15 protein-coding genes are annotated in these 19233 nt (G+C 45.3%); 12 read left to right on the plus strand and 3 right to left on the minus strand.

Features of this window, described 5'->3' with window-relative positions; all coding sequences use genetic code 11:
- Positions 1-171 precede the first annotated feature (171 nt).
- The 9 genes from U1I11_RS00755 (at position 172) to groL (ending at position 13063) form a co-directional block, all read left to right on the plus strand.
- A complete protein-coding gene (locus U1I11_RS00755) occupies positions 172-795 on the plus strand; it encodes a 5-formyltetrahydrofolate cyclo-ligase (RefSeq protein WP_322902997.1) in 624 nt (207 codons plus the stop codon).
- Positions 796-842: 47 nt separating this feature from the next.
- Complete coding sequence (moaC, locus tag U1I11_RS00760) at positions 843-1367, plus strand: cyclic pyranopterin monophosphate synthase MoaC (protein WP_322904432.1); 525 nt, start codon at positions 843-845, stop codon at positions 1365-1367.
- Positions 1368-1461: 94 nt separating this feature from the next.
- Complete coding sequence (locus tag U1I11_RS00765) at positions 1462-1959, plus strand: MogA/MoaB family molybdenum cofactor biosynthesis protein (protein WP_322902999.1); 498 nt, start codon at positions 1462-1464, stop codon at positions 1957-1959.
- A gap of 489 nt (positions 1960-2448) precedes the next feature.
- Positions 2449-2709: a twin-arginine translocase TatA/TatE family subunit gene (locus tag U1I11_RS00770; protein ID WP_322903000.1), complete on the plus strand. Its 261-nt coding sequence runs from the start codon at positions 2449-2451 to the stop codon at positions 2707-2709.
- A gap of 178 nt (positions 2710-2887) precedes the next feature.
- A complete protein-coding gene (gene tatC / locus U1I11_RS00775) occupies positions 2888-3637 on the plus strand; it encodes a twin-arginine translocase subunit TatC (protein WP_322903001.1) in 750 nt (249 codons plus the stop codon).
- Between the two features lie 490 nt (positions 3638-4127).
- A complete protein-coding gene (locus U1I11_RS00780) occupies positions 4128-5372 on the plus strand; it encodes a small-conductance mechanosensitive channel (RefSeq protein ID WP_322903002.1) in 1245 nt (414 codons plus the stop codon).
- Complete coding sequence (locus U1I11_RS00785) at positions 5372-10795, plus strand: diguanylate cyclase (protein ID WP_322903004.1); 5424 nt, start codon at positions 5372-5374, stop codon at positions 10793-10795. The genes U1I11_RS00780 and U1I11_RS00785 overlap by 1 nt, the downstream gene beginning before the upstream one ends.
- 261 nt (positions 10796-11056) lie before the next feature.
- A complete protein-coding gene (gene groES / locus U1I11_RS00790) occupies positions 11057-11338 on the plus strand; it encodes a co-chaperone GroES (protein WP_322903007.1) in 282 nt (93 codons plus the stop codon).
- A gap of 96 nt (positions 11339-11434) precedes the next feature.
- Positions 11435-13063: a chaperonin GroEL gene (gene groL / locus U1I11_RS00795; RefSeq protein ID WP_322903009.1), complete on the plus strand. Its 1629-nt coding sequence runs from the start codon at positions 11435-11437 to the stop codon at positions 13061-13063.
- Between the two features lie 390 nt (positions 13064-13453).
- On the opposite strand, the gene U1I11_RS00800 is transcribed toward groL, so the two are convergent.
- Together U1I11_RS00800 and U1I11_RS00805 are read right to left on the minus strand one after the other, a co-directional pair.
- The gene (locus U1I11_RS00800) at positions 13454-13876 is read right to left on the minus strand and encodes a LysM peptidoglycan-binding domain-containing protein (RefSeq protein ID WP_322903010.1); all 423 of its coding nucleotides are present in this window, start codon (positions 13874-13876) and stop codon (positions 13454-13456) included.
- 365 nt (positions 13877-14241) lie between these two features.
- A complete protein-coding gene (locus tag U1I11_RS00805; RefSeq protein WP_322904433.1) occupies positions 14242-15018 on the minus strand; it encodes a sporulation protein in 777 nt (258 codons plus the stop codon).
- A 306-nt stretch (positions 15019-15324) separates the two neighbouring features.
- Between U1I11_RS00805 and U1I11_RS00810 the strand changes: the two genes are divergently transcribed.
- The 3 genes from U1I11_RS00810 (at position 15325) to U1I11_RS00820 (ending at position 17878) form a co-directional block, all read left to right on the plus strand.
- Positions 15325-17007: a methyl-accepting chemotaxis protein gene (locus U1I11_RS00810; protein ID WP_322903012.1), complete on the plus strand. Its 1683-nt coding sequence runs from the start codon at positions 15325-15327 to the stop codon at positions 17005-17007.
- A 175-nt stretch (positions 17008-17182) separates the two neighbouring features.
- Positions 17183-17659 (plus strand): NucA/NucB deoxyribonuclease domain-containing protein, encoded by a 477-nt coding sequence (locus tag U1I11_RS00815; RefSeq protein ID WP_322903014.1) that lies wholly within the window; start codon positions 17183-17185, stop codon positions 17657-17659.
- Between the two features lie 54 nt (positions 17660-17713).
- Positions 17714-17878 carry a hypothetical protein gene (locus U1I11_RS00820; protein ID WP_322903015.1) on the plus strand — a complete coding sequence of 55 codons (165 nt, stop codon included), beginning with the start codon at positions 17714-17716 and terminating at the stop codon, positions 17876-17878.
- Positions 17879-18153: 275 nt separating this feature from the next.
- On the opposite strand, the gene U1I11_RS00825 is transcribed toward U1I11_RS00820, so the two are convergent.
- Entirely contained in the window at positions 18154-19083 is a 930-nt protein-coding gene (locus U1I11_RS00825; RefSeq protein ID WP_322903017.1) for a glycine betaine ABC transporter substrate-binding protein, read from the minus strand.
- Positions 19084-19233 lie beyond the last annotated feature (150 nt).

A 19233-nucleotide genomic window follows, 5' to 3' on the forward strand; every position in this document is an offset into this window, starting at 1 on the left:
CGGTCTGCTAGCCGAAAAAGTGCACGATGATACCGCGCGTAAGCGCAGAGGAGAACGATAAATGAACCGGAAAGGGAAATTGGTTTTTTGACAGGAAAGTGTTACACTGTCAATATGAATGACCTATGCCTTTTCGCTATAGGGATATGGTCTGTGTACGGGAGGCTTGAAATGGAACATCAGATCGATAAACGGCGGCTGCGGCAGCAGCTTCAACAGCGAAGACGCGAGCTTGAACCAGAGCAGCGTATTCAGCAATCGGCGGAGCTGTGTGCGGTTGCAACGGAGTTTGTGGATCATTTACGCACGCAGACACGTACTAAGCCGTTTACGGTGTTCAGTTATTTAGCCTATCGAGATGAGCCGGACACACTGCCGCTACTGGAGCATTGCTGGAAGCAGGGGGATCGTGTACTCGTACCGCGCATTCAGCGAGCGCAGCAAGGCATTTTTGAACTATACGAAATTAGCGGTATCGCTGATGTGGAATCCGGCATGTACGGCATTCCCGAGCCGAAGCAACATCTGCCCCTTTACGGTGTCGAACGCTGGCAGGAGATTGATTTAGTTATCGTACCAGGGCTTGGATATGACCGTGCTGGTGGGCGTATCGGCTATGGCGGTGGGTATTATGATCGCTTTATGGCACAGCTTACCGTTTCCGCCAATGCTTGTCCACTGCTTGCTGCACCGGCATTTGAGTTGCAATTGTTGCCTCATATTCCGATGGAGCCGCATGATTTTAAAGTTCAGTTTTTATTTATGCCTTCCGGTGTAATAGTTACGCATCCATGACGGTGTATGCCGTCATTTGATAAATGAAGCAAGCGATGAAAGTTGGGATGGCATTGAGTGATGAACAACATAATGAATATGAAGGTTTGCCCACCGCAAGCGGCGCACTGACTCATTTTAATGAACAGGGGCGAGCGCGAATGGTTGATATTTCCGGCAAACAGGAGACGGTGCGCATAGCAATTGCAACGAGCCAAGTGACGATGCAGCCGTCCACATTACAGGCGATTCGTTCTGGCGCAGTAGGCAAAGGCGACGTACTGGCAGTCGCTCAGGTGGCAGGTATACAAGCAGCCAAACGTACGTCAGACTGGATACCGATGTGTCATCCATTGCCGCTGACCGGTGTAAATATTACATTTGCTGATAATGGCATCGATGAGCTGTATATCAAAGTGCAAGTCAAGACCGAAGGCAAAACCGGCGTTGAAATGGAAGCTTTGACCGCCGCTTCAGCCGTAGCGTTAACGATTTATGACATGTGCAAAGCGTTACAAAAAGATATGGTGATCGGTCCCACATTGCTGCTGTCCAAAAGCGGCGGTAAAAGCGGAGACTTCACGAGAGACTAAACCTAACCGCCATATGATGCATGAACACACAATGCAAGCGATCATATACAGAACAGCCGAAATAGGGATGGCATAGAGATGGGAGGGTGAGCGTATGGTTTGGAGAACGGCTATTTTAACAGCTAGTGATAAAGGGGCGCGCGGTGAACGCGAGGATACAAGCGCACAAGTCATCCGCGAACTGGTAGAGGAGGAGCTTGGCGGTAAGATTGTAGAATATCGTGTCGTACCGGATGAGCCGGATGAAATTATCGCCGCATTGATTGAGATGACCGAATATTTTAATGCGGATTTAATTTTGACAACAGGTGGAACCGAGCTTGCCCAACGTGACGTTACCCCGGAAGCGACGCGGCGTGTTATTCAGCGCGAAGTGCCTGGAATGGCGGAAGCGATGCGAGCGACCGTGATGCACAAAAATCGTTCGGCTATGCTATTTCGCGGCATTTGCGGCATTCGTGAGCGCAGCCTAATCGTCAATTTGCCAGGTACGCCGAAAGGTGTGCATGAGCATCTGGCAGCGATTATGGATCAATTGCCAGAAGCGCTGTTGATGATTACCGGTCAGTATCGACCTGGTGATGAGCGCTAAACAAAGTTGCTGCCCTATTCAACAGATGGCATCGTTTACACCGTATACATTCAAGCTGGTATATCGATCGTTTACCTGTCCGCAACAATGTGCTAGTACGCTGTCTCAAATAAAAATCAGGTTCGCACATACCTAAACGTATTCATTGTCAAGCAATTATAAACTAGGCATACCGTGAGTTTATCTGAGACAAGCTGCTAGTAGTCTGTCTCAAGTGGAAATTGTGTTTGAACGTACCTTAACCTATTCATCATCAAGCAATGGTTAGATCGACAAACCGTCAATGTATTTGAGACAAGCTACTAGGAACAGTTTGTCGGTAATATAAAATGAGTGGCTTCTGCCATTTTTTGGCGGAAAAACTGGATATATGGGTATGCAAACGATGAAGCTATGTTCATGTGATCCGATAGTGAAGCCGAGTGCGTATGTATGCTATGATAGGAGCACGATCGACGGATGCTGTCGTACGATGAAGGAGGAGTTTCAATGCTTAGCGGTATAGGCCCAACCGGCTTTATTTTGCTAATTATACTGGCGCTTATTTTGTTTGGACCGAACAAGCTGCCTGAGCTTGGGCGTGCGGTAGGACGTACATTCCGTGAATTTAAGGAAGGTACACGTGATATGATGAAAGATGACGATAAATCGAACAAGCCACCAACGGCAGAGCCTGTTCAGTCTGTACAACCCGTTCAGACGAACCAGCCCCAGCTTCATCACGAGTCCAAACCGGACGACAAACAATAACACGACGGGTGCTTCGTTCAGAATTGGACATGATCACCGTTCACCTATGCTGGAGGCTCTATCGATGGAGCTTCCGAATCCCTTCCTTTCGGAAGGGATTTTCTTTTCGTATATGGTAAAAGAATGCAGCAGTCATCTGTTTTACAGGTGAGGACGGGCATGAAAAGTGAGGGAACCTATGAACAAATCGGAAAAAGAAATGTCGCTGGTTGATCATCTGACCGAGCTGCGGCGCAGGCTGATTATCGTCATTGCGGTGTTGTTTTTCGGAATGATTTTGGGCTTGTTTGTTGCCCAGCCGGTATACCAATATCTCGTAGCAGCAGAAACGGCGCGCAATCTCGTCTTCCACGTCTTTTCATTCTGGGACGGCATCGGATTATATATGAAAATTGCGATGGTTGTCGCGCTCGCATTGACGCTGCCATGCGCATTATATCAGGTATGGGCATTTGTTAGCCCCGGCTTGTTGCCACAAGAACGACGCATGGCACTGCGATACATTCCGTTTGTGTTTCTGATGTTTATGATCGGTGTGTTGTTTGCGTATTATGTCGTCTTTCCGATGGCGCTAGCATTTACGTCACAGGTGACCAAAAGTATGGGGCTGGAGGAGACCTATGGAGTTGTCCAATATTTTACGTTTATGTCCAATATCGTTTTCCCGGTTGCCGCGCTATTTGAATTGCCGCTGATCATTATGTTTTTGACCACATTGCGGATCGTCTCGCCTGCTCTGCTGCGCAAGTTGCGGCGGATCGCCTACTTTGTGCTTGTATTTATCGCGATCGTCATTACTCCACCGGATTTTATCTCCGATACGCTCGTTGCCATACCGTTGATTGGCTTGTATGAGCTAAGTGTGTTTTTGTCTGCGATCGTATACCGTAAGCAACAAGCTCGCGATCGTGAGCAAATGGAACCATAATAGCGTATATAAAAATGTCGACAAAACCAGAAAAGTAAAGATGATTATAACGAAATAACCCACATTTCGAATAGCGAAAAATGAATATTGTTTAGGTTGCGCCATTCGTTTGCATCCTCACCTTGTCTTCCTAACCGCTCATGGTGCTTTTCCAAAGTCATTCAATAGTACAGGCAAATGGCTGTACTGACTGGAAAAGCATTTTTTTTACTTAATTATGTATTAAAACACTATCTTTTTTTAGCATAGCCGATTATAACTAGTAAATAAGGACTGATTCCAATTTGGCTCGTTTGTAGAATAAAGACGACAAACACAGGTTACTGGAGATGCACGGGTGAATGGGGGGGAGGGCGAATATATAAACGGGAAGCATACAATGCAATATATCGCTTGAATGGCTTGGTAACGGGATGCAACAATTCGCAGCGCATTTGCTTCAAGCCAATAAGCAAACATGTTTAGTATAAAGATAAAAGGGGTTAAGACGTTGAAAAAAATAGTCGCTTTGCTTATTACGTTTGGTTTGATTTTTTTGTTGCCTACGCTTGGCAGTATGGTGAGAAACGGTGCGGATGGAATACTGTGTAAATTTGAAAAAATTAATAAGCATCTACCGTGCGGTTATGGCATATTTCCGGCACAAAGTGTAGCCGCCCCTCCTGGTTTCAATTTGACCTATTTTATTGGCGCTTCTGTAGTCGCTGCTTTTATTGTTATGTTCCTTGTTTTTCCGAAATTGTTCGGCTTTAAAAAGCCATTGCTGCAAACTGTTGTTAGCGAAAAGGCCAAGTTTCCATATTGGTTTTGGGCAGCATTACCTGTATTGATTTTTTGTTGGATCATTATGTGGACGCGTGCCAAGCTGCCGCTTGATCTTGAACCGTTAACATCGTTGCCGATTTCTTTTTCATTAGAAAAATATACATTTGTGCCGCTATGGTGGGCATTCATTTGTATTTTAGACGGATTTGTATACAAACGTAACTATGGCATATCGTTGATATCGAGTAAGCCTAAAGTGATGCAATTGCTCGCGGTTGTTTCCTGTTATAGCTGGTTTGCCTTTGAATATCTTAATTATTTTGTAATGGAAAACTGGTATTATCCTAATGGAGAAGTATTAAGCAATTTTGGGAATATTGCTTGGTTTTCCATGTCGTATACGACCGTATTGCCAGCGATTGTGGAATGGTATTTGTTACTCAAAACGTTTCCGCGTATGCGAGGACGTTACAGCCAAGGTCCACGTTTAAAAATGGGCAAAATCTGGATGATCGGTTTGTATATTGTCGGCATTGTACTTGCCTTTTTGATGGGTTATTATCCATACCAATTGTTCTGGGTATTGTGGGTCGCATTAGTGCCGTTGCTGTCAGCAGTTATGGGTTTAAACGGTTTGTGGACACCGTTCAAACCGATTAGGGAAGGTAACTGGTCACCATTATTGCTCATTGCGATCGCTACGCTAATCAATGGTTTCTTCTGGGAGATGTGGAACTTTGGTAGCGAATGGTTCAAGGATGGCATTCCACTCAATCCGAACTATTGGCAATATTCCGTACCTTATTTGGATAAATTTAAAATTTTCTCTGAAATGCCGATTTTGGGCTATTTTGGATATTTATTTTTCGGTGTAAACTGCTGGATTTTGTGGTTGACGGCAGCGTACATTTTCAAATTTGACCCTAACTTTGAACTGAAAGGCAGACAGGATGAAACGAGGGGACGCTAATGATATGGAAAGATCAAAAATACACCGTGATAGAGGAAATTGCCGATCATGGCAACAAAGCCATCTATCGCTGCATTAACAATCTTTCCGGACAACGTGTAATTGCTAAAGTGCTAGGGGCTAAAGTGTCCACGTACGAAGCGATTATGCGCATCAAAAAAGAATACAAATTGTTATCCGAACTTAGTCCGACGATCACAGGCATTATTCGTCCGATTCAACTTGAAGAACGCGGCGGTTATATGGTGTTGACATTAGAGGACATATCCGGCGAATCGCTGAAAAGCATTATGAACAAGCAGCGTTTGGATACACAGACGATTTTGCATGTGGCGATCAAATTAACCGATATTATCGGCAGCATTCATGAACGACAAATTATTCATAAAGACATCAAACCTGCCAATTTGATCTGGAATCGTGAGACAGATGAGCTGCGTTTGATCGATTTTGATCTGTCGGTGCGCTGGCATAATGAAAAGTCCGACTATATAGTAAACGGTGTGATGGAAGGCAGTCTCGGTTACATTTCGCCGGAGCAGACCGGACGTATTAACCGTACGATCGACTATCGTTCCGATTTTTATTCGCTCGGTGTAACATTGTATGAGATGTTGACAGGCAGTCGTCCGCATCCGATGTCTTCTACGATGGATCAGATTTACGCCATTATTGCTAGAAAGCCGGTCTCGCCGTATGAGCAGACAAGCGGCAAAATCCCACAATCATTGTCCAATATCGTGATGAAATTGTTGGAAAAGTCGCCGGAGGATCGTTATCGTAGCGCCTACGGCATTCGTGCCGATTTACGCAAATGTCTGGCTTCGCCAGTGAATTATCATTTTAAAGTCGGACAGGATGACCGGATGACCTTTTTCCGTATTCCACAAAAGTTGTATGGACGTGATCAGGAAATGGCATTGCTGGAAAATGCGCTTGATCGCAGCATTCAAGAGCGCGTACAACTTGTGCTCGTCGCAGGCGAAGCCGGTGTTGGTAAAACGGCATTTGTGAATGAGTTGCAAACATCGGTCTCGACTCGTAAAGGCTATCTTGTACAAGGCAAATTTGAACAATATAACAAAAACATTCCGTACAGTGCGTTTATTGAAGCATTGCGCTCCCTGCTTAGTCAGTGGATGAACGGCCCAGATGAAGAACGAATCGGCTTGCAGCATGCGTTAAAACTTCATCTTGGTGCCAATGCGGGTTTAATGACTCGCTGGTTGCCAGAATTGGAGCAGTTAATCGGCTCGCAGCGTGAGCCGGATCAACTGTTGCCAGTGGAGGAGAACAATCGGTTTTTCATGTCAGTACTGCGTTTGCTGGAGACATTGGCAGGGCAGCAAAAGCCGATCGTACTGTTTTTGGACGATGTGCAATGGGCGGACGGATCAAGCATACAGCTGTTTACGCGGTTGCTGGAAAGCAAAACGTTAAAACGAGTAATGATGATCGCCTCTTATCGACCGAATGAAGTGAACGAGTTGCACCCGTTAACGATAGCGATGCAGCGTGTGCAAGAGCAAGAGTTTATTCATCAGCTGCATTTGCTGCCGCTGAGCGAAGCGGCGATACAGCAGTTTATTAGCGATACGGTGGAATTGAGCACTCAACTGCTGCGATGGATCGCGCCGATCATTTATCGGCAAACCGGTGGCAATCCGTTTTTTGTGCAGGAAATTTTGCGGGATTTATATAAACAACAGGCGCTTTATTTTGATGAAGGTACCGGGCAATGGAATTTGGATCGTTCGCGTATTCATGCACTGACATCGAATGAAGACCTGATCGATTATTTGATTCAAAAGATGAAAACCTTACCATCGGAAACACAGCTCATTTTGAGCACGGCTGCACTGATTGGGCGCAGTTTTCACTGGCGTGTGCTGCAATTGATCGGGCATGCCGACAAAAATCAGTTATTACCTGCATTGCTGCAAGCGGTAGCGCAAGATATTTTGTTACCACAGCAAGCGAGTTATCATCTGCTGGATGAGTCGTCTCTGTCCACAGAGGAGCTGAATCGGCTCGATATTCAATTTACATTTCAACATGATAAGCTTCAACAGGCGTTATATCAGATGATCGATCCAAAATTACGCAAAAATTTGCATGTAAAGCTCGGTTGGCTATTGTTAAACCAGCATCCTGAAAATGGAATCAAAACCGATATTATGGATATTGCGGGTCATCTAAATCAGGGGCTGGAGCTGGTCGTACGCGATGACGATCGGGAACGTATTATCGAAGTGAATTTGCAAGCAGGACGACGTGCGAAAAAGGCGTTTGGTTATGGAGCAGCATTGACATTTTTGGATGCAGCGATCGGTTTGTCGACTGTACATCACTGGTCTACCCATTACGAACGTATGTATGAGCTGCATTTTTTATATAGCGAATGTGCGTATTTGTTACAAAAATGGGATCAAGGCGATCGGATTAGTATGCTGCTGCTGGAAAAGGCGGAGACCGATCTGGAGCAAGCTTCCATTTATGAGATGCGATCAAGTCACTATATGTATCTCGGTATGATGGAGGAGGCAATTGCTGCTGGGATCGACGGGCTTGCCTGTTTTAATTTCAAAATGCCCAAACGATTTACAATGGCAAATGTAGCCAAAGAATTGATCGCCGTTAAACTTAAACTTGGCAAACGCAAGCCGCAGGAATTGTTGGAGGAACCGGAAGTTAAAGAGCCAAGAATGAAGATGATTATGCGGCTGTTGCGAGGATTTGCCGCACCATCATTTATTACAGGGAAGAAGGAACTTTTTGCCTGGTCTGTGCTCAAACAAACTGCACTCTCTGTCCGGTATGGCAATTCGCCGGAGTCGGCAGGTGCTTATGTCGGTTATGCCATGTTATTGTCCGGTCTTGGTGATTTCAAAGGGGCGGAGGAATATGGTCGTCTGGCGGTTGAATTGAACCGCAAATTTGATGATTTGCAATGGCGTAGCCAGATTCATGTATTGTACACGTTATTCTGTTATACATGGAGTCATGATTGGGAAACACTGGAAGAAGAATATAGCTTGACGATGGAATATAGTCTACAATCCGGAGACTTGCTATATGTATCACATGCGTATTATTATATGAATTTATGGAATCCGGGTATGGAGATCGATACGTATTTGCAGGAAAGCGACTATATACTCGACAAGATTGAAGATACCAATTATATGCCAACACTGGCGACCGCTCGTCTAGCTCAACAAAAGTTCAGACTGCTGGCAGGTAAGCTGGAACGTACAGATTCGCTTGATGAAGGCGCATTTAGCGAAAAGGAATATTTAGAGTTGCTGCATAAGGCACGTTATTATTCAGGCATAGCGATCTATTATGTGACCCATTTGCAAATTTCCTTTTTGTTTGAGCAAAAAGGACGATCCAAAGAGCTGCTGCAACATGCCGATCCTGTGATGCCAACCCTTGCCGGCTCGGCTTTTATGGAGGAAGCGAGTTTTTATACGCTAATGTGTCTGGCAGCGGATTACGATCTGTATACCGCCAAAGAAAAAGGACGCGTACGCCGCAGAATGAAGCGTGAGCTGGGCAGAATGAAAAAGCTTGCCAACCATCATCCGCATAACTTTTTGTCACAGTACGAAATGATGCAGGCGGAATGGCTGCGTGTCAATGAGCGTTACCGTGAAGCAGAAGGGCATTATCATCAGGCATTGCGGCATAGCGAGCAAGGGCATTTTACCCGCTATAAAGCGATTGCTAGTGAGCTTGCCGGACGTTTTTATTTGGAGCGCCAATTGCCGGAAATTGCCGCTTATTATGTAAAGCAAGCATCGTATTATTATTCCGTCTGGGGCGCTAAAGCAAAAGCGATGCAGCTTCAAAGCGCATATGAAGACTTAATGGGACATATTCAATGGCTGCCGCTACATGGCGATCAGACGATGAGTATCTCTACCGAAAATATCGATATTCATTTGCTGCTCAAAGCATCCCAGTCGTTTTCACGTGAGATTGAGATCGATCAATTGCTGCACAATATTATGAATGTAGTACTGATCAATGCAGGCGCTCAGCGTGGCTGTATGATTATGAAATCCGGCCCTAGCCTGTGGGCGGAAGGCAGATATGACGAATATAGCGATCAGATCAATGTGCAGGTGTATCATGATCAGCATACATTGGGAACGGAATTTCCGTGGCTGACACTGGAAGAAGTGGCGACCGATAAGGAAACGCTCATTTATAGTGACGCACGGCTCAGCAATCGTTTGTCCGATGTCCGTTATATGTCGGATCATCAGCCTAAATCGGTATTGTGTATGCCGCTAGTGAATCAGGATCGTGTAATCGCCGTCATTTATCTCGAAAATAACTTGATCACCGGTGCATTTACCCGTGAACGGCTGAATATGATCAATTTGCTGTCACGCGAAATGGTGTATGCGATCGAAAATGCCAGCCTGTACAGTGAACTGGAACATCTAGTCACACAGCGCACCGAAGAACTTGCCATCAAAAATGATCAACTGATCAAATACCTCGATATCGTCGATAAAAATGTCATTATCGCCAATATTGATACGTATGGTCGTATCGTTCATGTCAGTGAGGAATTTTGCTTTTTGACCCGTTACAAACGTGAGGAATTGATCGGCAAGCCGCATCAGTTGTTTAAGCTTCCGTCGGAGCGTAATGATGTGTTGGAACCGTTTGTAATGAATGCGAGCAAAACATGGCATGGGGAACTGCTGCAATTTTGCCGGGATCAAAGCAAATTATGGCTGGATGTAGTGATCGAGCCGGAATTTGATGGGAAAAAGCTGGTCGGTTATACATGCATCGGACAAAATATTACGGACAAAAAGCAGATTGAACGCCTATCGATTACCGATGAGCTGACCGGTCTGTACAATCGCCGTTACTTTAATAGTCAAATTGCCTACAAGCTAGAGCAGGCAGCCATTCAACAAGCTAGCATCACGTTTATTTTGCTCGATATCGACCATTACAAAAAATACAATGATATATATGGTCATTATGAAGGCGATAATGTGTTGCGGATTATGGGTTCAACCTTGCTCAAACAAACCGGAAACGAAAAGATGGCATTCCGTCTTGGCGGCGAGGAGTTTGCGATTTTGTACATTGGCAGCACCTATGATGAATCGTACGAGCATGCCGAACGGATTCGCGATAGTATTGAAGCATTGCAAATTCCACATGCGCAAAATGATGCTGCTCCATATGTGACCGTATCGATCGGTGTCGGCTTTATCGAAGCGACGACGCAAAGCCTATCGGAAGAAGAATTGTATCGTCTGGCGGATGAAGCGCTGTACGGGGCGAAAGATAATCGTCGTAACTGCGTCGTTATTCATACGGATCAAGCCGCATCGTCGCCATCCAAAGCAACGGTTAATCGTGGTGCCTATCCAGAGGCAGAACGTTGAGACAGTACGATATTTGTACAGTAACAGGAACAGAGCGTTATTTTTCTGAAGCGCCCGTTTAAGCGGGTGTGCTGACTGGAAAATGATTCTCTGTTCTTTTTTATAGGACAGCAAGACGATTTTTACATAAAGGGACTTGAAATCATCGTCCAAGTTGAGTATCATAAAGTTGGTTGTTAGCACTACACGTTGTCGAGTGCTAACACATAGGTGCAGATGAGCTGCACAATGTAATTATTCAAATTAAGGAGGCTATTTTTCATGATCAAACCTTTAGGTGAACGTGTATTGGTAGAAGCGAGCCAGCAGGAGGAAACAACTGCATTCGGTATCGTGCTTCCGGATTCCGCCAAAGAAAAGCCACAAGAAGGCACGATTATCGCTGTGGGTAGCGGACAACTGAAAGATGGAGTTCGTATTCCGCTTGAAGTTAAAGAAGGCGACCGTGTGCTGTTCTCCAAATATGCCGGTACAGAAATCAAGTTTGAAGGCAAAGAATACCTGATTATGAAAGAAAGCGATATTCACGCAATTATCGGTTAATTCCGCGATCTTGCCTATACATCGCCTGGACGATTGACGTTCAAGCAACGCTTTTCCCAAAATGAATTTCCAACATACTGAGGAGGTACTTTTCAAATGGCTAAAGACATTAGATTCAGTGAAGATGCTCGTCGTTCCATGCTGCGTGGTGTGGATGCACTGGCAAACGCAGTAAAAGTAACACTCGGACCAAAAGGTCGTAACGTTGTTCTGGAGAAAAAATTCGGTAGCCCGCTCATCACAAATGACGGTGTAACGATCGCCAAAGAAATCGAGCTGGAAGATGCATTCGAAAACATGGGTGCACAACTCGTTAAAGAAGTAGCAACGAAAACAAACGATGTTGCCGGTGATGGTACAACAACAGCAACCGTGCTGGCTCAAGCGATGATTCGCGAAGGGTTGAAAAACGTAACTGCTGGCGCTAACCCGATGGTAGTGCGTAAAGGGATCGACAAAGCGGTTCGTGCTGCCGTAGAAGAACTGCAAAAAATTTCCCGTCATGTAGAAGACAAACAATCGATCGCGCAAGTTGCTGCGATTTCCGCAGCTGACGATGAAGTTGGCCAACTGATCGCAGAAGCGATGGAAAAAGTCGGCAACGACGGTGTAATCACAGTGGAAGAATCCCGTGGATTCGCAACTGAACTGGAAGTTGTAGAAGGTATGCAATTCGACCGTGGCTACATCTCTCCATACATGATCACAGATACAGATAAAATGGAAGCCGTTCTGGACAACCCATATATTCTGATCACTGACAAAAAAATTAGCAATACGCAAGAAATTTTGCCATTGCTGGAAAAAGTCGTACAACAAAGCAAACCGCTCGTACTGATCGCTGAAGACATCGAAGGCGAAGCGCTGGCGATGCTCGTTGTCAACAAACTGCGCGGTACATTTAACGCGGTAGCTGTAAAAGCGCCTGGCTTTGGTGATCGTCGTAAAGCGATGCTGCAAGATATCGCTGCATTGACTGGCGGACAAGTAATTACTGAAGAACTCGGTCTTGATCTGAAATCCGCAACGATCGACCAACTTGGTACTGCACGTCAAGTACGCGTAACGAAAGAAAATACAATCGTTGTTGACGGTGCTGGCGACAAAGCCGACATCGATGCACGTATTAGCCAAATCCGTTCGCAACTGGAAGAAACAACTTCCGAGTTCGACAAAGAAAAACTGCAAGAGCGTCTGGCTAAACTGGCTGGTGGCGTAGCTGTCATCAAAGTCGGTGCAGCAACTGAAACCGAACTGAAAGAGCGCAAACTGCGCATCGAAGATGCCCTGAACGCAACTCGCGCAGCGGTTGAAGAAGGTATCGTATCCGGTGGTGGTACTGCACTTGTGAACGTATATAACGCAGTAGCAGCTGTAAATGTAGATGGTGACGAGAAAACAGGCGTTAACATCGTCCTGCGCGCTCTGGAAGAACCAATCCGCACAATCGCTGCAAACGCTGGTCAAGAAGGCTCTGTTATCGTTGAGCGCCTGAAAAAAGAAGAAGTAGGCATCGGTTACAACGCCGCTTCCGGCGAGTGGGTAAACATGTTCGAAGCAGGGATCGTTGACCCTGCCAAAGTAACACGTTCCGCTCTGCAAAACGCCGCTTCCGTAGCTGCAATGTTCCTCACAACTGAAGCTGTCGTTGCTGATAAGCCAGAACCAGCAGCACCTGCCGCTCCAGATATGGGCGGTATGGGTGGAATGGGCGGTATGATGTAAGAAGGGGTTAAACCCTTGCTGCATCAGCAATCCGGTAGTGAAACAAAGCTATCATTTAACAAATAAGTAATATAAAAGCCGCTCAGGAGATTTGCGAATCCCTGAGCGGCTTTTATATGTTTGATCAGTAATCGACGTAACAACCAAAATAAAAGCTGACACTCAGGGGAGAATGTCAGCTTTTTATATAGGTACTTATTTGGCAGATAAGCACCTGATCTATATTATTCGGTCGATTGTGAAAGGGGGACTTTCAATCGTGTATGGATGATGTTGTTCACTATTGGCTTGTATACTGGTGCTTCTGAGTTGATGGGGAGCAATTCAGAAGCGTATACCGGCAAATGGTAAGACTAGTTTAGCGTTTGCAGCTATACGTTACAATACTGCTTATTTTTGTGGGATTTTCAATTCAAAACCAACAGGCAGCAAGTTGTTGGCAGCAACTAGCTCGTCTACAGTTACACCATATTGAGCAGCAAGTTGAGTCAGGCTGGCACCTTGTGGAACGACAACAGTGATCGTTTTGTTCGTTGCATTAGCGGCTGGCGCTTGGGAGTTGGCAGGCTCCTGTGTCGTTGTTGCGCTATCTTGTTGTTCTGGCGTACCGAACATCGCTTGGAATTGAGCTTCTTGTGCAGCTAGGAAAGCGGCGTTGTTAGCGATCCGTTCTGCTTTGTCTTTATTTTTCTGATGGTTCGATTCGTCGGTTGCCGCGTACGCATGACCGCCTCCGATTGGGGCGATGGCAACGGCACCCAGACTTGCAGCTAAAGTGGCAGACAACAGGATTTTGTTAAATTTTGTATTCATGTGTAATGGCTCCTCTTAGTTTGGTTTATTTGGCTCATGATCGTAATACCGTGTTGTTCTTATAAACTAAATATAACATACATTTAAGATGATTGCAATACTAAATAAAAGCAAAACTATTTATTAGTATTGCATCGAATAAAGTGAGCGAAAAAAACTGCACCTTTATTGTAAAAGGCGCAGTCACGATACGAATTCAACATAGATGTGTATCGTTTCGCTTACCTGATTGGTGTATAGCTAGTATACTGCGGCTATATGTCGGTTTTATGTCCATAGGAATATTATCAATATCGATACCGTTTCACCAGCAACTACATAACGATTATGAACGACATCGCCATTCATAACGCGAAGAAACGCTTTTACCGACTACTCTGGTGAATAATTTCAGCAAGGCGATCAGCGACAACGTGAGCACCGCGTTCAAGCTCACTTTTACTGAGGTCAAGCCAACTATGTCGTTCATCCATTTCAAATGCATTGGCGAAAAAGCCGCTCAATCCGCGTCCACGCCGATCGACTTCCACCAGCACTTGCAGACCGTCTCCACGGAAAGCCATCATCAACTCCAACTCACTCACACGACTATTAAACTGGGGGCCTGGATAAAATTCAATCTCTTGTACATACGGAACACCAAATGGAGCACGGGAAGCATACTCAACTGTCGAATCTTTAAACCGGAAACCGAGCAATTCGGTGGCGTCCAGCACAGTGCTCATATACGGATGCGGTCGCACGGAGATATAGTCCTGATCGGTTGGGTCTACACTCATTTCGATATCCAGTCCGGTATGTAACCATACTTTTTGATGTTTGAGTGTGAGTGGGGTTTGCGCAGGTAATAGAAAGGAGAATGGAACGTCCACTTTTTCCCCGCTTTTGATCAACCCGCTGTCAGCGACACGGTGACGTGCGATCGTATAATTGACTTCCTGCTTTTTGTCATCCTGCTCACGTGTATAGCGGGTCATCACTTCGATATAAATACTACCAACTGCCTGATCGACATTGCCGCCTTCAATATACACGACACCACGTACCTCACTATTTGGCGTATATTCGTTTTGCTCAAGCACCGTATCAATTTTGGCTGCGCCTACACCTACACGCGCCAGCATTTTGTTGAAAAATGACATCATACATTTCTCCTTTAATAAAGTAGGATAGCTTTACCAAGGCATAATATTTACAAAATGAACGACCTAAGCCATGTTTCAGGTCGATCCATTTGCATCGTATGTCTGCCTTAGTTCAGTTATGTTCAATATACGAAGTGAACGGAATTTACGTTTCTTTAAATATGTAGCAACAATGAAACTGCGCAAAATTAGTTGCATTTTGTCGAATTTTGACTTAGTAATCTATCAAAATCGAATCTTCCAACCGATATAGAAGGATAAGGAAATGTAATTTATGAACCTATATAGCCAGGAGGCAATCCAATGAATATTAAAATGAAATTGTACAGCGTTTTTTCGGTTATGACTTTGATTGTGCTTATTGTAGCAGGGGTTAGTAGTTATGCTGCACATTATTTGAATAACAGTTATGAAAGTTTGCTGAATGGCCATGTCGAAAATATTGCGGCGATTAAAGATTTAAAATATTACGCTGCTGACGAAACGAAATATATGCGTGGCTATTTGTTGACAGGCAGAGAGGATCAGCTTGAGTCTTTAAAAGAAGCTAAAAAGAGCACAACTGAGCAAATTAAAATGCTGGAACAGTTGCTGTCAGGAGACAGTGAGCAATTGCTTAAAAAATTCGAAAGCGCACAAACCAACTATGCTAATTTGACAGATCAACTCGTTGTTTTGAAGCAGCAAGGTAATGAAGCTGCATATAATGAAATAGTTTCTACCAAATGTGTGCCGATAGCGCAAGAACTTGCTAACAATGCGGAAGCGATGGAAAATTATGAGCGTCAGCAATTAATACAAGCGCGTGCCGATAATGCGCACACGGTTAAGGTAGTCAACTGGACGTTGATTATCGCCGGTGTAATGGGCGTATTGCTTGGTATGATTATCGCTACTTTTGTCGTGCGTATGTTTTCACGACCGATTAAGCTGGTGGCAGACTCTGCCAAAGAAATCGCGGAAGGCAATTTGACGATTCCAGATATTGAACTGAAGTCACACGATGAGCTGGGACAGATGGCAACTTCATTTAATCTGATGAAAAATAAGCTGCGTGAGCTGATGAATGTAATTGCCGGTAGCTCGGAGCAGATGGCAGCCGCTTCGCAACAATTGTTCGCTAATGCCGAAGAAGGTATTAACAGTTCGTCTCAGACAGCGGTAGTCGTTGGCGGCATTTCTGACTCGGCAACACAGCAGCGTATGCAAGTGACCGAAAACAAAGCACGACTCGATCAAAATGCTAGCAGCATTGCCAATATCGTAGCGGCAACTTCCCAAGTATCCCAATCGTCCGAACGCGTATTAAGCGAGGTGGAACAGGGCAATCGCAATGTACAACATACGGTTACACAGATGAGTGTTATCGACAATACTGTACAGGAAACCGCTGCTTCGCTCTATAAGCTTGCCGAGCATTCACAGGAGATTGCGGCGATTGTGCAGGTCATTCGCGATATTGCCAGCCAGACGAATCTGCTGTCGCTCAATGCATCGATTGAGGCAGCACGCGCAGGCGAGCATGGCAAGGGCTTTGCTGTCGTGGCGAGTGAAGTCAAAAAGCTGGCTGATTATTCCAGTCAATCCGCCGGTCAGATTAGCACCAAAATTGAAGATATGATTCAAAATATGGCTTATACGGTATCTAAAATGGAAGAAGGCGCACGTCAAGTACAAAGCGGTACAGCAGCTGTACAGGAGATGGGAGCTATTTTTGATACGGTACAAGAAACGATACAGATCGTTTCTATTCAGGTGAAAGAAGCATTGCAAGCATCTGATGTGCTGTCCAGCGCAGCTACAAGCATTATGGACGCGGAGAACCACATTGTCGGTATGGCAGAAACGATTATGGACAATTCGCATACCGCAACCGATGCATCAGAGCAACAAGTACGTATGATGGAAGAAATTTCAGCGGCAGCGGATTCGCTTAGTCAATTATCGTTTGAACTGCAAACTGAGATTGGCAAATTCCGCATTTAAATGGCGAGTGGTATGGTCGTTACGTGGCTGCTGTTATGATTTGAATTGAATTTGTGTCTTGCCTGTTTCAGCTAAACGTATGTTCCCATCTTGTGCAAACCCGTTTATACTTATAATGTATAGCGGTGTCCGACTTGCTAATTTGGCGGGAACGGGCACAAGGGGGAGGAATTGAATGTCATCGAAGAAAAGATGGGCTGCCTTAACGGCGTTGATTGCAGCGATTCTTATTTATTTGATTACTGGCAAGCTTGATCTGTCGCATGTGCTGGGGGAACTGCACACCGGAACAGGCAGCGTACAGCAGCAACAACATCAAGATGGGAAAGCGGATTACACACTACAGTTTCCGCTTAGTCGTTACCCGGAGACTGGCGCACATATTCGTGAAGCGATCGCTGCTGGCAAATCAGCGATTTGCACGATCGATCGTTCTGGTGCGGAGGAGAATCGCAAACAATCGCTTAAAGGTATACCTACCCGTAAAGGGTATGACCGGGATGAATGGCCGATGGCGATGTGCCGTGAAGGTGGCACAGGTGCGGATATTAAATATGTTACTCCAGCCGACAATCGAGGGGCGGGATCATGGATTAGTAACCAATTAGACAATTATCCGGATGGCACCCGCGTATTAATTGAGGTAAAATAGCTAGTGTATGGTTATTTATAATCAATGATGCAAATCGATAAAGGAGGAACGAGTGTGGAAACAGCGATGACGGCTCTATTGCCTTTATTTACGGAATTTAATGCACATACACCTTATATTCTGCTGTATGCGGTTATGATCTTGGGCGCGAGCATTTTGTTCGGAATTTGGATTAAAAAGCTGAGCGATCATAAGGACGATTCAGACAGCGGCATGTAAGTCGGAATGCGGCATATATGTACAATGAAATGATGCGGAACAACTCCAACATCATCGCTTCATGATGATGTTGAAACTGTCCGCTGAACGCAAAAGGCGCTTCCTGCTAAGGAAGCGCCTTTTGCGTGATACCACCTGCGTGATACCACCTGCGTGATACCACCTGCGTGATACCACCTGCGTGATACCACCTGCGTGATACCACCTGCGTGATACCACCTGCGTGATACCACCTGCGTGATACCACCTGCGTGATACCCTATGTGAACTATCGATTACTGTTGATCTTTCAGTTGTTCAATCGAGCTGACATTCATATAAGCTGGAACGACCAAGCCTACTTTGACGCCTTTCATATTCGCGCCAAGGTCTTCCAATTGATTTTTGTATTTTGCCCAGTAGTCGGCATGGGTGAGTGGCAGCCATGCGGCTACAGTTGCGTCTGCATCGCCTTTGGCTACACCGGTAAACATCGGGCCGGCTTCTACTTGAAGTGCGGTTACTTTGTAGCCGAGTTTAGTTTCAAGAATGTATTTGAGCAGATTAGTGCTGGCGATTTCGGAATCCCATGCGACATAGCTCAGTGTGAGCGATTTGCCGTTTGATGGACTTAAGCCTTTTGTCCATTCGTTTACGCGATCCGGATGCGCTTCAGTCCATTGTTTTGCTGCGACTGCTGGATCGGCACCGTCTTGGATTGCGACCATCATTTCGCCCATTTCATCGGACGTCCAGGAGAAACGGTCAAGAAATTGATAGGCGGTTGGGTCTTGTTGTTTAAGACCTTTACGTACAAGTGTATGAATTTCTTCGGCATCACCGTATGATTTTTTCGGATCGTCCAAGTATTTAAGATCGTATTTGCTAAACATCCAGTGTGGTGTCCAGCCGGTTACGATAATCGGTTCCTGATTGCGAATCGCTTTATCGAGTGTGGCGGTCATTGCGGCGCTGGAGCCTTCGACCAATGTCCAGTCGCTTAGACCGTAATCTTCCATCGCTTTATGGGTCGCTTTCATAATGCCAGCACCGGCATCAATGCCGATAATTTGGTGATTCACCTGTGCACCGACAGGATCGGAACTAGTCGCAGCAGTGCCGCTGCCAGGAAAGCTTGGGAATGGCTGGCGTTCCGGGTTACATGCCGAAATAATCAGAATCAGCACGATACAGCCGGAGAGAAGCCAGTTTCTGTATTTTTTCATAGGTGAATTCGCTCCTTTTGCAGTTGTAGTTGTATATAGTGGCTTGCTCCAAGATAAGGATTTAATTCGTTCGCTATCTTAATCGGATAATACAATCGTTCAACATATTAACTTTACATAAAATAGGCAAATGATACGCAAAATATGAGC

This window comes from Paenibacillus campi, from assembly GCF_034659835.1.
GTDB lineage: Bacteria > Bacillota > Bacilli > Paenibacillales > Paenibacillaceae > Saccharibacillus > Saccharibacillus campi.

Coding starts and splice junctions, on each gene's coding strand:
- U1I11_RS00800 (WP_322903010.1), bottom strand. CDS start 13,876: ATGAATACAAAATTTAACAAAATCCTGTTGTCTGCCACTTTAGCTGCA.
- U1I11_RS00825 (WP_322903017.1), bottom strand. CDS start 19,083: ATGAAAAAATACAGAAACTGGCTTCTCTCCGGCTGTATCGTGCTGATT.
- U1I11_RS00810 (WP_322903012.1), top strand. CDS start 15,325: ATGAATATTAAAATGAAATTGTACAGCGTTTTTTCGGTTATGACTTTG.
- U1I11_RS00785 (WP_322903004.1), top strand. CDS start 5,372: ATGATATGGAAAGATCAAAAATACACCGTGATAGAGGAAATTGCCGAT.
- U1I11_RS00765 (WP_322902999.1), top strand. CDS start 1,462: ATGGTTTGGAGAACGGCTATTTTAACAGCTAGTGATAAAGGGGCGCGC.
- moaC (WP_322904432.1), top strand. CDS start 843: ATGGCATTGAGTGATGAACAACATAATGAATATGAAGGTTTGCCCACC.
- U1I11_RS00805 (WP_322904433.1), bottom strand. CDS start 15,018: ATGTCATTTTTCAACAAAATGCTGGCGCGTGTAGGTGTAGGCGCAGCC.
- U1I11_RS00755 (WP_322902997.1), top strand. CDS start 172: ATGGAACATCAGATCGATAAACGGCGGCTGCGGCAGCAGCTTCAACAG.
- U1I11_RS00770 (WP_322903000.1), top strand. CDS start 2,449: ATGCTTAGCGGTATAGGCCCAACCGGCTTTATTTTGCTAATTATACTG.
- tatC (WP_322903001.1), top strand. CDS start 2,888: ATGAACAAATCGGAAAAAGAAATGTCGCTGGTTGATCATCTGACCGAG.
- U1I11_RS00815 (WP_322903014.1), top strand. CDS start 17,183: ATGTCATCGAAGAAAAGATGGGCTGCCTTAACGGCGTTGATTGCAGCG.
- groL (WP_322903009.1), top strand. CDS start 11,435: ATGGCTAAAGACATTAGATTCAGTGAAGATGCTCGTCGTTCCATGCTG.
- groES (WP_322903007.1), top strand. CDS start 11,057: ATGATCAAACCTTTAGGTGAACGTGTATTGGTAGAAGCGAGCCAGCAG.